Annotated in this window: 9 protein-coding genes and 2 tRNA genes; 8 read left to right on the plus strand and 3 right to left on the minus strand. The window is 43.2% G+C overall.

Annotated elements, in window-relative coordinates; translation table 11 throughout:
• Positions 1-16 precede the first annotated feature (16 nt).
• Entirely contained in the window at positions 17-175 is a 159-nt protein-coding gene (locus tag NSTC745_RS08065) for a hypothetical protein (RefSeq protein WP_445636688.1), read from the minus strand.
• A gap of 598 nt (positions 176-773) precedes the next feature.
• Between NSTC745_RS08065 and NSTC745_RS08070 the strand changes: the two genes are divergently transcribed.
• The 3 genes from NSTC745_RS08070 to NSTC745_RS08080 all read left to right on the plus strand — a co-directional run bounded on the left by NSTC745_RS08070 (position 774) and on the right by NSTC745_RS08080 (position 7,130).
• Entirely contained in the window at positions 774-2,795 is a 2,022-nt protein-coding gene (locus tag NSTC745_RS08070; protein WP_445636689.1) for an ATP-binding protein, read from the plus strand.
• Between the two features lie 13 nt (positions 2,796-2,808).
• Positions 2,809-6,558: a PAS domain S-box protein gene (locus NSTC745_RS08075; RefSeq protein WP_445636690.1), complete on the plus strand. Its 3,750-nt coding sequence runs from the start codon at positions 2,809-2,811 to the stop codon at positions 6,556-6,558.
• A 194-nt stretch (positions 6,559-6,752) separates the two neighbouring features.
• Positions 6,753-7,130 carry a response regulator transcription factor gene (locus NSTC745_RS08080; RefSeq protein WP_445636691.1) on the plus strand — a complete coding sequence of 126 codons (378 nt, stop codon included), beginning with the start codon at positions 6,753-6,755 and terminating at the stop codon, positions 7,128-7,130.
• A 150-nt stretch (positions 7,131-7,280) separates the two neighbouring features.
• Here NSTC745_RS08080 and NSTC745_RS08085 read toward each other — a convergent pair whose 3' ends face one another.
• On the minus strand, positions 7,281-10,229 hold the full coding sequence (locus tag NSTC745_RS08085; protein ID WP_445636692.1) for a GAF domain-containing protein: 2,949 nt from the start codon (positions 10,227-10,229) through the stop codon (positions 7,281-7,283).
• A gap of 136 nt (positions 10,230-10,365) precedes the next feature.
• On the opposite strand from NSTC745_RS08085, the gene NSTC745_RS08090 reads away from it, so the two are divergent.
• Positions 10,366-11,328 carry an alpha/beta fold hydrolase gene (locus tag NSTC745_RS08090; RefSeq protein WP_445636693.1) on the plus strand — a complete coding sequence of 321 codons (963 nt, stop codon included), beginning with the start codon at positions 10,366-10,368 and terminating at the stop codon, positions 11,326-11,328.
• A 167-nt stretch (positions 11,329-11,495) separates the two neighbouring features.
• The gene (locus NSTC745_RS08095; RefSeq protein ID WP_445636694.1) at positions 11,496-12,635 is read left to right on the plus strand and encodes a quinone-dependent dihydroorotate dehydrogenase; all 1,140 of its coding nucleotides are present in this window, start codon (positions 11,496-11,498) and stop codon (positions 12,633-12,635) included.
• A gap of 28 nt (positions 12,636-12,663) precedes the next feature.
• Here NSTC745_RS08095 and NSTC745_RS08100 read toward each other — a convergent pair whose 3' ends face one another.
• The gene (locus NSTC745_RS08100; RefSeq protein WP_445636695.1) at positions 12,664-13,386 is read right to left on the minus strand and encodes a hypothetical protein; all 723 of its coding nucleotides are present in this window, start codon (positions 13,384-13,386) and stop codon (positions 12,664-12,666) included.
• 585 nt (positions 13,387-13,971) lie between these two features.
• Between NSTC745_RS08100 and NSTC745_RS08105 the strand changes: the two genes are divergently transcribed.
• From NSTC745_RS08105 to NSTC745_RS08115, 3 genes are all read left to right on the plus strand, one after another.
• Positions 13,972-14,101 (plus strand) — tRNA-OTHER (locus NSTC745_RS08105).
• A 60-nt stretch (positions 14,102-14,161) separates the two neighbouring features.
• Positions 14,162-14,285, plus strand: a tRNA-OTHER gene (locus NSTC745_RS08110).
• A 37-nt stretch (positions 14,286-14,322) separates the two neighbouring features.
• Positions 14,323-15,924, plus strand: a complete 1,602-nt coding sequence (locus tag NSTC745_RS08115; RefSeq protein WP_445636696.1) for a TROVE domain-containing protein — start codon at positions 14,323-14,325, stop codon at positions 15,922-15,924.
• Positions 15,925-16,275: the final 351 nt, after the last annotated feature.

Here is a 16,275-nt window from a genome sequence, read left to right on the forward strand (position 1 = left end):
GAAAATTAGCAGCAATCTAGTAATACTGAAGATATTTAGCAACTTCGCTTACAGGACGATAATTGCTAAAACGAACTTCTCCAGAAACTTTGTCAGAAATACTGGGAAAAAATTTCTTTTCATAATAATTTTGTAGATAATTTTCCCACTGTGGCGGAATTGATTTCTGATTCAATTCTGAAATCTTTGATGCAAATCCGCCATTGGGGTAACTACCATCCGATGTTCAGCGATCTATCCTTTTGGCAAACCAAAACAGAATAACTACTTAGTGTATTTAGCGTCAGGAAGTTTACTAAGAATTTATAAAGTTTTTGCTCCTGTAACTAGTAAATATGCCTCTAATAGCTGATTTAAATTTGGCGAAGCAAGAAAGCGATCGCTAAACTCTAAGCGAATTACACCAATGAAGGAACTATTTATTACAGAGTTTAAAGGTATTCCCTGCCCATTAACATGGCTGTTATGCTGTCAATCTTTCTGGGAAAACTAGCCTTGTTAGCAAATTATTATATTTCCTAAATTTATGGAAATTCTTAAAATATCTGCCTTAGAAAACTTAATGGCAGGGCAGACGCATAAAATTAATCACTTCGTTGTTTTAATTGCTGGAAACTTGCAACACACTCAAGATGATACCAATTTGAAAAAAGAATGCCACAGATACAGACGCTCAAACCCTTGCGATATTTAGTTTTCTCAATTTTTAATTTTGTTAGAGCAGCTATTCGCCGTGTCCGCCAGCGTCATTTTGAATTGGTATAAGGTGTTTTATGTCAGCAATTAGCTTGAGAAAGATTCTTAATAAAGAAGAGTTGCCATCTATCCTTCAGGACTTAGTATATAAACTCAACATCGCAATTGATATTGAATTGGTAGACGGTACGAAACTAATTAGTATTGGCGAGCAAATATTAAAAAATCGATATCCAATTGAGGTTTCAGGGGAGATCCTGGGTTGGGTTGTTGGCGACGAACAGGCAACTTTAGTGGCTAGTTTGGTCTCATTTTGGGCAAAACAAGAGAGTGAGAAGAAAATACTTGCTAAAGAATTGCTAGAAAGATACCAGGAAATTGATTTATTTGAAGATATTTCGACTCAGTTGACAACGAGTTTAGATAGGCGACAGATTGCCCAACTCGTGCTTCAAGAAATGAGCCAATTGATTGAATCGTCAGCAGGGATGATTTTACTTCTCAATCCCGAAGGCGCTGACTTTGAAACCATTGCCGAATTTGGAGTGTTTTTTGGGGATAAACAACCGAAACCGGGTCAGGGAATTATCGGCAGTATTGTGCAATCAGGGCGGGCGGAACTCATCAATAACGTGCAAGCTGATTGTCGATTATGGGGAGAGAAAAACATCAACGCATTGATTTGTGTACCTTTAAGAGCAAAAGAGCGGGTGATAGGAGCGATCGCCATTGGCACAGACAAAACTGACTCCTACAAGGCTGAACACCTGAAACTTGTAAGTATCTTTGCCTCTCAAACAGCGATCGCCATCGAAAAAGCTTTGCTTTACGAACAAAGCACCCAAGCAGCCATCGAAGCAAAAGCCCAGACAAAAAAACTTCAACAAGCTCTTCAAGACTTACAGCTGGCACAAACTCAGTTAATCCAAAGCGAAAAAATGTCTTCTTTAGGGCAACTGATTGCTGGAGTCGCCCACGAAATTAACAACCCGGTGAACTTTATTTGCGGCAATTTAAGATATGTTGCAGAGTACGCCCAAGACTTATTACATCTGCTGCAAGATTATCAGAAATTTGTACCTGTGGCTCCTCCAGATCTGCAATCAGAGCTAGACAATATCGATCTGGAATTTATCATGCAGGATCTTCCCAAGCTGCTGGATTCGATGAAACTGGGTAGCGATCGCATTGTGGAAATTGTCCAATCCTTAAAAAACTTCTCCCGCCATGACGAAGCCCAAATCAAAGCTGTCAACATCCACGATGGTATCGACGGGACGCTGATGATTCTTCGCCATCGTTTGAAAGCCTCTGGTCACCGTCGGGCAATTGAAATCGTTAAAGACTATGCCAAACTTCCCCTGATTGAATGCCACCCAGGACAGTTAAATCAAGTTTTTATGAACATCTTGGCAAATGCCATTGATGCTTTGGAAGAGTCATTAGTCGTTAATCATTGGTCATTGGCATCCAACGAATCGCAAATTGACAAACGACAAATGACCAATGACAGAGGACAAATGACATTCCCGACCATCACCATTCGCACCCAAGCCTTAGACAACCAATGGGTTGTAATTCGTATTGCCGACAACGGCCCTGGTATGAAGGAAAGCCTCATCCAACGCATTTACGATCCTTTCTTCACTACTAAAGAGATTGGCAAGGGAACTGGGTTAGGTATGGCAATCAGCCGCCAAATTGTCGTAGACAGACACGGGGGAATTCTCAAATGTCGTTCTCAATTGGGCGAGGGTACAGAATTCTGGATTCAAATTCCGGTGAACTATTCAGTGGTAGAAGCTTCGCTAGGGCAAAGTCAGACAAATTCTGCTTCATCTACTTCCACAAAGGAACTATCCCCCACTGCCGATACTGAGGGCTTCATTCCATCAACAATACCAATGCTCAAACCAGCGGATTTGCTCATCCGCCATACTCAACTTATCCAGCGACTTTCCCAACATAGTTCAGACCTTGGTAATGCACCACCCGATCGAATTTACCAGCTGTTCCAACGCCACCCAATTTCCCTAAAGCTTTATGCCACCTTGTTGTCTTGGTTCTGTTGCGATAATCCCACCCACCTAAATGACTGAGGAAACCTCAACCATGTCTAGCCAAGTTGATGAATACTACCGTCAGCTATTTGAAAAATGTCCGGTTGGTTTGGTACTGTGTCGGCTCGATGGGACACTGATTGACATGAATCCTGCCTATGCGGCGATCGCAGGGCGGACTGTCCCAGAAACCCTGAATTTTAATTACTGGGAGATGACGCGCCAAGATTATGCCGCCAAGTCAGCGACCCTAGAAAGCCTAGAACAGACTGGTCGCTACGAACCTTGCGATCGAGAGTACATCCACAAAGACGGGCATTTAGTTCCAGTCAGGCTTTCGGGAGTGTTGGTAGAGAAAGATGGCGATCGCCTAATTTTCTCAACTGTGGAGGACATTAGCGACCTCAAGGGTGTCCACCAAGAACGCCAAGAGTCGGAAAAAATCTTGAAACGGAGCGAAGCACGATACCGTTCTTTAGTAACAACTAACACCCGAATTATTTGGGTCAGTACGCCAGAAGGAATTTGCTTTGAACTGGCAAGCTGGATTGCTTATACAGGTCAAAGTTTAGCGGAAGCTGAAAATGGAGGTTGGATTGATGCAATTCATCCTGGCGATCGCGCCCACACCGCCCAACTCTGGAGTGTTGCCTTCGCCAACCGCAGTATTTATGAAACTGAATACCGAATTCGTGGCAAAGACGGTAATTATCGTTACTTTTGGGTCTGCGCTGCCCCGGTGATTGAAGAAGACGGTAGCATTCGGGAGTGGATTGGCACCTGCACTGATATTCACGATCGCAAGCTGAAAGAAGCTGAAAATCAGCGTATTAAAGAACGATATCGTACTTTAGTAACTACCACTTCACAAATCATCTGGGGGGCTACTCCAGATGGGCTGGGAATCAGTAGTGAAATGCTCACTTGGATAGCCTACACAGGTCAGACGGAAGAGGAAGTCGGAGGTTTGGGCTGGTTAGATCCAATACATGTTGATGATCGCGCCCACAGTGCAGAAGCTTGGAATACCGCTGTGGCAAACCAAGGCATCTACCAAACCGAATACCGACTCCGCGGCAAAGATGGTATATATCGCTACTTCTCTGTTTGTGGTGCCCCTGTCCTAGAAGAAGATGGTACTATTCGGGAATGGATTGGTACTTGTACTAATATTCACGATCGCAAACTAGCAGAACAAACTTTGCAACAGAGCGAACAACGTTTTCGCTCTCTGGTGACTACTATCTCACAAATTGTCTGGGTCGCTACACCTGACGGATCGGGAGTTCCCAGCGAAATGCTCAGCTGGATGGCCTACACTGGTCAAACTGAACCAGAATTTCAAGGATTGGGCTGGCTCGATGCTATTCATCCCGATGACCATGCCCATACCGCAGAAGCTTGGAATACGGCTATGGGAAACCACAGCTTATATCAAACCGAATTCCAATTACGTGGTAAAGATGGTACATACCGCCATTTTTCTGTTTGTGGTACCCCTATTTTGGAACCAGACGGCAGCATCAGAGAATGGATTGGCATCTGCACTGATATCCACGATCGCAAACTCGCAGAAGCGGAAAATCAACGGCTGATGGATATGTTGAATCATTCCAGTGATGCCATCATCGTCCGCGACATGACAGATAAAATCTTGTACTGGAATCAAGGCGCACAAAAGCTTTACGGCTGGACGCGTGAGGAAGTTAAAGGCCAATACATTCACACATTTTTGAACACCACTTTTCCAAACCCTTTAGAAGAAATCCTGGCAGATTTCTTACACCAAGGGAATTGGGAAGGAGAACTCCAACACATCACCTCCAATGGAAGACTCATCGCGGTTCAGAGCCGATGGACTTTGCAACGGGATACCTTCGGCGAACCCTGCGCCCTGCTGGAAATTAATACCGATATTACTGTCCGCAAACAAGCAGAAATGGCTCTGCGACAACTGAATCAAGAACTAGAAGCCAGAGTTGCAGAACGGACTGCTGCCTTGGAAAATACCCTAGCAGAAGCCCAGGGTTTAAATGCCATTTTAGACAACCTAGCAGATGGTTTGTTAGTCACAGACATCACCGGACAAATTAGCCACTTCAATCCTGCTTTTTTAGCTATGTATGGATTGACAGCCAACGCGGTCAAAGGTAACTATCAAGAACTACCGATATTTGGTTTAGCAGATTTAGTAGAAAAAACTCAGTCCCATCCCAGCGATGTGTTTGCTGCTGAAGTTAGCTTAGCAAAGGAACGTATCGGTCAGGCAGTAGCCACCGCCATCTTTAAAAGAACCACTGACAATGAACCTCAAGCCTGCTTTGGTTCGGCATTGCTGATTCGAGATGTGACTGCGGAAAAAGAAATCGACAAGATGAAGACCGATTTCATCTCTACAGTTTCCCACGAACTGCGGACACCGCTAACTTCTGTTCTTGGTTTTGCATCCATTATTAAAGAAAAGCTAGAAACCGATGTGTTTCCTATGCTTACTAGCGAAGACCGCAAGCTTCAGAAAACAATCAAAAGGGTAGGTGACAATCTCAACATTATTGTGTCTGAAGCAGAACGGCTGACATCTTTGATTAACGATGTTTTAGATATTGCCAAGATGGAAGCAGGGAAAGTGGAATGGCAAATGCAACCCCTCGATCCAACTGAGTTAATAGATTGGGCAACTACTTCCACGGCAGCGTTGTTTGAAACCAATGGCTTAGAGTTAATCATCGACATTGAACCAGAATTACCTCAAGTAATAGGCGATCGCAACCGTCTACTGCAAGTCTTGATCAACTTGATTTCCAATGCCATTAAGTTTACCGAATCCGGTTCTATCACCTGCCGCATCAAACAACAGAACAGCGCCATTTGCATTAGCGTTATCGACACAGGCCTTGGCATTGCGCCCGAAGACCAGCCGAAAGTGTTCGAGAAATTCCGGCAAGTTGGCGACACCCTCACCGACAAACCCAAAGGCACAGGCTTAGGACTGCCCATTTGCAAACAAATCGTTGAACATCACGGCGGTAGAATCTGGGTAGACAGCGAACTTGGCAAAGGTAGTACATTTTCGTTTATCATTCCCATTTACACCAGCGATCGCAAAAGCAGTGCCAAACTGAATCTAGATGCTTTAGTAAAACAGCTCAAAGAACACGTCATCACCACAGCTGCTGTACTCAACGAAAATCGCAAAACCATTTTGGTGGTAGATGATGATGCCAACATTCGAGAATTACTGCGTCAACAGCTAGAAAACGAGGGCTACAACGTTCGGGAAGCCAAAGACGGTATGGATGCGATTCATCAAATCAAAACAGATCGTCCCGATTTGATTCTTTTGGACGTGATGATGCCTCAAATCAACGGCTTTGACGTAGCAGCTGTACTGAAAAACGATCCGCATACCGCAGATATTCCCATCATCATTTTGTCGATTATTGAAAACAAAGAACGCGGTTACCATATTGGCATCGATCGCTATCTCACCAAACCCATTAACACAGAAAAACTCCTTGTTGAAATTGGCTTGCTACTTTCTCAAGGCACTTCTAGTAAAAAGGTATTGGTAGTTGATAAAAATGCCTCAACTTTAAAAACACTATCAGATGTGTTACAAACTCAGGGATACAACGTAATTGAAGCTTCTAATCCTCAAGAATGCATCCATAAAGCTTTGTCAGTTAAACCTGACATGATCATTATTGATTCTATATTTTCTCAAGAAGCCGATTTGGTGAAAACCCTACGCTTTGAGAAAGGCTTGGAGAATGTATTCTTCATCATGCTGTCCGATCGCTAATTAAGGGAATGGGGAGATGAGGGGCAGGGGACGCAGGGGAAAAGGTTAAAGGGAAAACGAATAAATTTAATCTTTCCCCTTTTCCCCTTACCCCTTTCCCCATACCCCATGCCCCATGCCCAATACTTCTCTGCGAGAGGCTGCGCCAACGACTTCGCTCAGTACAAATGCCCAATGCCCCAAACTCCAATCCTATGACTCAAAAAATTCTCATTGTTGACGATGAACCCAATATCTTGATTTTGATGGAACAAGCTCTAGAAGATTTAGAAGATGAGGGCGTTGAACTTTTAACTGCTAAAAATGGTGAAGAAGCTCTGGAAGTTATCAAAACTGAAAAACCAAACCTGGTTTTTCTCGATGTAATGATGCCCAAAATGAATGGTTTGAAAGTTTGCCAGATTGTAAAACACGAACTACAAATGACTGACATTTATATCATAATTTTGACAGCCAAGGGACAGGAATTTGATAAACAAAAGGGAATTGAGGTTGGTGCAGACTTATATCTAACTAAACCATTTCGTCCTAAAGAAGTACTTGAAAAATCAATGGAAGTGTTGGGTTTTTGATAGCCAGATAATTCAGAATTCAGAATCAATAAGTGGGAATTTAGATACACTTCGTTGACTGCTGACGGTTAACTGTCAACTGTTAAAAATCTCAGGCTATGCCAAAGAATGTAGAAACCCCTGGCTCAAACGAAGTTAGCCAGGGGTAGTTCATGAGTCATTACTTGCTAACGGCAAAAGCAATCGACTAACTACCCGATTATCGGGTAATTGATAAAAATTCAACTCTCCTCCTAGTTCCTGCATGAGGTTTTGGCAAATTAGCAAGTGTAAGGCTGGTGGTTGGTTCAGGTTAGAGGTAGCAAGGACATCTTTGAGTGGATTTTTATTTAACTCTGTTAGTAGCTGTGGTTCGATCGCACCATTGTGTGTAATCGACAGTTCTAGGGATGTCTGATGAGTAGCACCTACTCTCACACCGGAATCTAGCCGAAGTTCCGATGGATTTTTCTTTGGTTCTGTGGGTTGATTATCAGTTAAACGCCGACACCAAATGTCAATTCTGCCGCCGCTTGGAGAACGGTTACAGGCATTAACCAACAATTCATGGATTACCAATTCAATTTTCATGATATCGCCTGCGATCGCCATTGCCGGTTGAGCGTTGGCGTTAGGAGCATTTCTGGGTAATAAACAGCTTTTTGGCGATTCTCCATCCTCAATTGGTTGTCCCAAACCATGCACGCCAATCCAGAGTTTTTGTTGTTTGAGTAAATTGTCGATGCGTTCGAGCGATCGCTTTAATAAACTGGCTATGGGCATAGTTTCCCAACTCTTATGTAGTTGCCATTGCTCTAGTTTTAGCAATCCACTCATGGAGGTGGCTGTGTGGTCTAACTGTCGTAGCAGCAACTGGTAGCGCATCTGAGCTAGTTCGTTTGCAGGAATGCCTAAATCGCGTATTTGATTGAGAGACACCGCTGTTATTCTTTGGATTTCTTCTAGGCGGCGATGTTTGTACCAGTTAAGTTGTCGTAATTCCTCGGTTGTGGACTCTAAAAGTTGATTAATTTGCTTTTGGCGACGCCACCAAGCTAATTGAGAAATCAAAGTTGCTGTGGTATTCAGGCTTTGTTCTGACCAGCGCCGCTCTTGAGTGTCTGCCAACAAAACTACACCTGTGGTTGCATTTTCAGTATTAGTACGTAAAGCCATAATAAAAATTTGACCTTTATCTGGCACATTTAACCATTTCCGAGTTTCTGGTGGTAGATCGTCAACTTTCAGCGACAGGTAACCTTCTGTATCGAGTGCCCAGTGAATTAGTGCCTCACTACGGGTGGAAATTGATGCACCAGCAAAAATTCCGAATTTGCTACTGGCTGTTACTCCAGGTATAATTTCTGCCCAATCTTCACCAGGCGACCAAGAAAAGAGTACCGCTAGCGGACAGCCCAAAATTGTTGCTATTTGTTCTAGTACCGTAGATTCTAGCTCCTTTTTTCCACCCTCGATTTTTCTGTTGTAAGATTGTGGCAAAATCTGTAGGCATCGCTCAAATGCTTGGGAAATTTTTTGCTGGTGCTGGGTGCGGTTTTGCAATTGCCACTGACGAACAATTACACCTATTTGTTGGCTTACAGCCCAGAGCAATTCTTTTTCTTGAGTTGTCCAACACCGATGGCTGTCGTGAGCGATGATTAAAATTACTGGTGGTATTTGACCCTGGAGGCATTTACAAATAAGTAGCGATCGCATCCCATTTTCTAATAACAAAGCACGCCAATTAAAGAACCGTAAATCTTCGTCTAAGTTTTCAATTTCTACCGCTTCATTTGAACGTTGTAAAAGTTGTCCATCTAGTTCTTTAAGAGGATCGAGGACAAATTTGAACGGTCGGCGATTATGGGGCTGACTTTGATAAATAAATTGATAATTATTCTGTTCTGAGTCATACTGCAATAGCAAAAATCGGCTAGCAGAGAATCTAGCTAAAACTTTTTTGGCACAAGTTTGTAAGGTTTCTTGAAGCTCATATTCGCTATAAATACCTTGGGCAACCTGACTAGTAAGTTCAGCATCTTCTTGAATTTGTTTGATGGTGGTTTCGCTGTTTTCAGTGGGAGCAATTAACGAGATTAATCCAGCTGCACCTTGAACAAAATTTTTATCTGTTTCTGTCCAGATGCGGGGTTCATTACTTTCCACTGCCAAAAAACCCAGCAAATTTTTTTGCCAGATAATTGGAGCAGCCAAGAGCGATCGCACTTTCAAACGTTGTAGCAATTTTGCTGTAAAATGACTTTTTAAGGAACTGCGGGCATCACCAATGGAAACAATTTGGTTAACCGACAAAGCATAATAAAAATCGCTCAATTCCTGTACTGTCATTCCTGCTGCTGCCTGAGTACTAGAATTAGGATCGATTTTTACAAGTTGATTGCTCATCCGACACCAAAAATAGCGTCCTTCCCGCTCAAACCAATAGATATTTGTACGGTTGGGAGAAACAAATTTATGGGTTGCTTGCACCGCTGCTTCTAGTTTTTGATTTAATTTACTGAGGTTGCGTAAATTTTCTAGCAATTCTAATAATGGCTCATCAGTTCGCTTTGCTTGCTTTTGCTGCAACTGTATTTCATGTTGATAAAGCACTGCCCCAAGTTCGCCTAAAACCATCATCAAACGCGCTTTTGCTTCCCCTGCCAGCAGGTAGCCCCAGCGTTCTGAACCCATTAACAGCAAACCTAAGCAACGGTCTTTATAGCGAATAGGGATAATAATCGTTCCTTGAATTTGGAACTTTTCTGCAACTTTTCGCCATTCAGCAGCGCGGGTTTCATCTCGCAAATCAGCTACGCCCAAGGGATGCTGTTCAATCACTACTTGCTCTAATAAATCCCCAGGACTAATAACAAATTTTTGGTGTAGAAAGCTTGTATCTTTGCTAGGAATTATACCGCCTTTCCCAAATAATACGTGATTCAGGCGATCGTAAAGAGCAATCCAAATTAGTTTGTAGTCAAACTGTTCTTGAAGATAAGAAATAATAATTTCAATCAGAACATCAACATCATCTTCTTCCCTGAGGCTCTGAAGGACGCGCCCCAATGAAAGGATCTGCTGTTCAGCGGCTATAGTTTTTTGCGGCTGCCCCATCTGATTTATCGTTTTACATAACTTGTAATATATAAGATGCCCAGAAAAGCACTCTGAATAATATTGGCACAGGTATTAAACTAGTTACGAAACCAGTTATTAACAGCTTAATAGTGAAATACAAAAGGTTTTAATTATGAAACAACGTAACTTTCGTACTATCGAGACAAACGGAGTTAGTCTGAGGACAGTTGTTGAGGGTGAAGGGCCTCTAGTAATTTTGCTTCACGGTTGGCCTCAATGCTGGTATTTGTGGCGTCACCAAATCGACCCCCTTGTGGAAGCAGGCTTTAAGGTGGCTGTTCCCGACCAACGAGGTTATGGTGGTAGCGATGCCCCAGAAGAAGTCACCTCTTATGACATCATCCATTTAACTGGAGACGTTGTTGGCATTGCTGATGCCCTTGGATATGCAACCTTCACTGTTGTCGGCCATGACTGGGGTGCGCCTGTAGCTTGGAACACAGCATTGTTACACGAAGAACGAGTAAATGCCGTTGTTGGTATGAGCGTCCCCTACTCTCGTTACCCAGTGGGAGCATTGACGAAACAAGAAAATTTTGGAGATAACTTTTGGTACATGGTATATTTCCAAAAGCCTGGGATTGCCGAAGCTGAATTTGAAGCCGACATCCGCCGTTCGCTGCGAATGATTTATGGTATTGGTAGTGGCTCTAATGCTCAAGAAATTTTCTTCAAACCTAAACCATCAACCTCCGGTTTTCTAGACGGGTTAATCGATCCTGAGGAGGAACCTTCAGGGGTAACCCAAGAGGATCTAGATTATTATGTAGAGCAATACAAACGCAGCGGTTTCCGTGGGGGATTAAATTGGTATCGGAATATTGACCGGAACATGGAAGTTACCCCTCAACTGGAAGATAAAAAGATATCACAACCCGCATTGTTCATTGCTGGTGAAAAAGATGTGGTACTCAAGTTTCCTGGAATGAATCTCGACGAAATTAGCAAGTGGGTTCCTAACTTGAAAAAACAAATTATCATTCCTGGTGTCGGTCACTGGGTAAGCGTAGAGTCTCCCGAAGTAGTTAATGAAGCCTTACTGAGCTTCTTAAAAGATTTGCGTTCTCAAAACTAAATCCTTTAAAACCGTAACTGATTCCAAACAAATTGCTACTTGGGTGAGGTGAAGACGCGATTCATCGCGTCTCTACAAGATGGTGTATTTGTCGCATTGTAGTTTTTAAATTCGTATAAATTCAGAATTCAGAATTCAGAATTCTGAATTCTCTCTAAATAAAGCTAATGGATATTTATCAATTTGCAATTCGTCCACTATTTTTCAATCTGGTAAAAGCAGACCCTGAGTGGTTACACCAGCAGACAATTCGCAGTTTGAATTGGCTATCACAAACAGGGACTTATCCGCCTGGAAGTTGGGTAAATCATCGTTTAGAAAAATCTTTGTGTTTGTATGATTCACGCCTAGAACAAAATTTGTTTGGGCTAAAGTTTCCCAATCCTGTAGGTTTAGCCGCTGGGTTTGACAAAGATGGCGTTGCTGCTAAGATTTGGCCTAGCCTGGGTTTTGGCTTTGCAGAATTGGGAACTGTAACTTTTCATCCCCAGCCAGGAAATCCTCGCCCCCGTTTGTTTCGCTTGCCGTTGGATAAAGCTGCTCTCAATCGTATGGGCTTTAATAATAGCGGTGCAGCGGCAATGGCAGCAAGATTGTCACTAGAAAAACAGGAGCTAAGGTTAATACCCATAGGAATCAATTTGGGAAAATCTAAAATAACTCCTCTGGAAGCAGCCGCACAGGATTATCTTGATAGTTTTCGCCTACTCAAGGATTTGGGAGATTATTTTGTTGTTAATGTCTCTTCCCCAAATACTCCAGGACTACGATCGCTCCAAGATGCTGCCATGCTCGGTGCCATTTTAGAATTATTACAAACAGAAAACACTTCACAAAAACCGATTTTTGTCAAGATAGCGCCAGATTTAGAATGGGAAGCGATCGCTGACATTATAATTCTTGCTAAAACCTACCAACTAGCCGGAATTATCGCCACTAATACTACTATCAGTCGCGATAAACTCAAAACTCAGGTAATCGAGCAAACTGGGAAATCACCCCAGTCAGAAGCTGGCGGAATTAGCGGCGAACCATTGCGCGATCGCTCTACTGAAGTAATTCGTTTTATTTGGCAGCAAACTCAAGGAGAAATCCCTATTATTGGCGTTGGTGGCATTTTTTCCCCAGAAGATGCTTGGGAAAAAATTATTGCTGGTGCTAGCTTGATCCAAGTTTATACAGGCTGGATTTATGAAGGCCCACTGATGGTAAGCCGGATTCTTAAAGGTTTGCTTTCCCATTTAGAACAAAGCGGATTAAATTCCATCAGCGAAGCTGTGGGTTTAGAAGCAAAAAGTAAAGCTTGAAACTTCTTTACTTTTGCCTTTTGCCTTCCTATTCTTCCAGAGGGAAAAACTCTTTAGTTTTTTCGGAATACGACCAGGCGATACCATCAGGGTCTCTGCTACGACTCCACTCTGGAAATTCCGGGTCATTTCGGCGTTTATAAACTGTACTGGAATAAACATTTAGCCGCTTGGCTAGTTCAGATTGAATCAGAGAGCCAAAAACTAATTGTTTTTCTAGCGTTCGTGTAACTTCGTTATGGGTTGGCTGTGGGGGTGCTTCAGTTTCTGGTTCTTCCTCCTCTGCTATGGGTGGCGGTGGTGCTAAAAGCGATCGCGCAGTTTTGGTTACTGGTTGGGCAGGAAGTTGCTTGACAGGCTCACTACTGTCAAGAATATTGCCCAAAATACTGCCAGTTATAAAGTAATAATACTGACTATCGTCTTCAGAATTTACGATACTAGCGCCAAATTCCTGAGCTTTAGAATCTAAGTAGCGTTTTGCCGTTGCTCCAGGAAAATTACCTCTGATTGCCAAGTCCATTGGCGTCAGTTTGCCCTGATTTTCCCGAACCAACTGATGAAAAATGGGGTTAACTCGACGAGTCCACTGTTGCCATTGATATTCCTGCCAAAGCCTGAAGCCAATTACCAGCACAATTGCTGCTAGTAAAATTCTCCACGTGGCAACCAGGAAAATAATCAAAAACGAGAGGGGCAAAAGTATAACGAGAAAAGCCTTACCGTTACCTTCTATGGATTTTTCACTCATGCCGATTTTTGCCAAGTGAATTTTGGAAAATTAATACTATCTATCTTGGCAAAAATTTGGACTTTTTTTGTATCCTTTGGCAAATTTTTTGGCAAAAACTTTCTTTGATAAGTGTTTTAGTTACCAAAACCCGGCAAATCGAACGCTATAAGTGAAAAATCCGGCAAAAATTGTTTGCCTGATGTAATGAAGTGTGGCGATGCCTGCGGTGGTCACTGAGCTTTGCCGTTCGCGGAGCGTCTCGTAGAGAAGTGCGGGCTACGCTTACGCACCTGGGTAGACTAATACAAATAAATTAGTTTGCCAAACACTTGACATCCTATAATACAAATACTACATTAATAATACAAGCGATGTTCATCAAGGAGTTAGCTTTCCTTAGTAGTGGATAGCTCAAATAATAGAGCGCCCCCCTTGCCTGTAAAGGCCGACACATCGAGAGTTATCGCATACATATAACTAAAACACCCTTGATACAACTTCTGGAGATGCAGGTGAAAATCCTGCTCCGCTACACCAAATCTAGTGCTGAAATTTAAATTTTGAATACTTCGGCTACGCTCAGTACAAGTTTTCAATTTTTATGTGGTGGATAGCTCAGTGGATAGAGCACCTAAATATCCTTATTCACCCCTTGCCTGCAAAGGCCGACGAATTGAGGGTTATCGTTTGCCAAACGGGAGGTCGCGGGTTCAAATCCCGCTCCACTACACCAAATCTAGTGCTGAATTTTGAATACTTCGGCTACGCTCAGTACAAGTTTTCAATTTTTATGTGGCGGGTAGCTCAGTGGCAGAGCGCTAAAACATCCTTGTTCACCCCTTGCCTGCAAAGGCCGACGAATTGAGGGTTATCGATTAGGGTTCGAGAGGTCGCAGGTTCAAATCCTGCTCCGCCACCTTTCATTTTTGCCTGCAAAGGCCGGGAGATGAAGCGATGAATTACAACTTTTTTACTAAAAAGAAAACAACTACACCACAAAATCAGCCTATCCCCGGACGGGAAGCCGAGATGATTCAAGGACGTTCCGGCGGTTGGATGTTTGATGCTGGCATTTGGAAAATGCTGCGCCGTTGTCTTTTGGTTGGCACAGCAAAAAGCACTTACTATGCTGGGAAACAAGAATTAACTGACGATTTTGTGGCAGTTGTCAGACAAGCTGTTGCTGAAAATCCCAGCCGTGTGGCAGAAGAAATTCTCTATGCCAGCGATGGACGCGCCATCAATAACAGTGCGCCTATCTTAGCTTTAGTTTTGCTGTCAATGGGTGAAACACCAGAAGCAAAACAAGCATTTGGTGAAATTTTTCCCCAAGTTGTCCGCACAGGTAGCCACTTCTACGAATGGCTGAACTACACCAAATCTCTGCGGGGATTTGGCAAAGTCGTGCGTGAAGCTGGTAAAACTTGGCTCTCACGGGAAGATGTCAAAAGTTTAGCTTATCAACTGTTGAAATATCAACAGCGTCAAGGCTTTACCCACCGAGATGCATTGCGGTTATTCCACGTCAAACCGCCTACAGAAAATCACCGTCAACTATTTGAGTGGGTGGTTAGAGGCTGGGAAGAATTGCCAGCAGACATTCCCTCAGAAGCGTTGGCGCAGATTTGGTGGTATGAGTGGCTGAAGCGAAACCCTACCCAAACCCATCAAGCTATTTTGCAAGGACGCCTAACCCACGAAATGGCTGCACCCGTAGGCAAAATGGACAAAGCTGCTTGGCAGTTGTTATTTCAGGAAATGCCAATAGGTGCAATGTTGCGTAACTTGGGTTCTTTGACCGAACTGGGTGTGTTGCGAACTGACGAAACCGCCAATTTAGAGCGAGTGCAAGCAGTTCTCAACAACAAAGAACATCTGCGTAAAGGTCGTATTCATCCGATTGATGTTTTGAAAGCACTCAAAACATATCAATCTGGTGGTAGATTAGGACGCAGCCAGAAGACTTGGAACCCAGTTTCTCGAATTGTGGACATCTTAGAAAAGGCGGTTGAACTGTCTTTTGATGTTGTGCAACCCACAGGTAAAGTCTTCATGCACGCTGTAGACGTTTCTGGTTCTATGGGTAGCTTAGTTGCAGATATGGGACTGAGTTGTTGTGAAATTGCCACCACAATGGCATTAGTAACAGCAAAAGCAGAGAAAAACTACATGATTCGCGGCTTTGCTACGGAATTCCGGGAATTGAATATCACAGCTAAAGATAGTTTTAGTTCTGCTGTAGCGAAAGCTAGGAATCAGAACTTCGGCGGAACAGATGCCTCTGTGGCTTACGACTGGATGATTAAGAATAAGTTCAAAGCAGATGTTGTCTGCTTTTGGACTGACAGCGAGTCATGGGCTGGCTATAAGCATCCAAGTCAAGCACTGAAGGAGTACCGCAAAAAGGTAAATCCTCAGGCTAAGGCGGTGTATGTCACCCTGACACCTTACCAGATTACCTTGGTAGATCCTGAAGATCCACTGTCTTGGGATTTGGCAGGATTCGATCCGGGTACGCCTCGCATTATCCAAATGCTGGCTACAGGTGAATTGTAGAGATTGCTGGAGGATAAAGGAAAACTTTATCCTTCATTATTTCATGGCGGGTTACCCTTGTTCGCAACTTGCCTTTCGGGGACGATGAATTGAGGGTTATCGGTTACATCTCCACCATTTTGGGGATTAGCGGGTTCAATTCCCGCACCCGCCTTTGTTTTTTCGCACGATTCCCAAACGAATGGAATTCGCAGCTATACAAACGAAGCCTGCCTTCGCAAGCAAGCTACAGGACGATCGCGCAAGCTAATCTTAATAAACAGAGTTATCGCCTTACTAAGATTATGTAGTCTGAAACTCCATTATCTATATTTCTAAGCTTATACATAGTAGTATTCAAACTCACTCAAG

The organism is Nostoc sp. DSM 114161 (assembly GCF_052692665.1).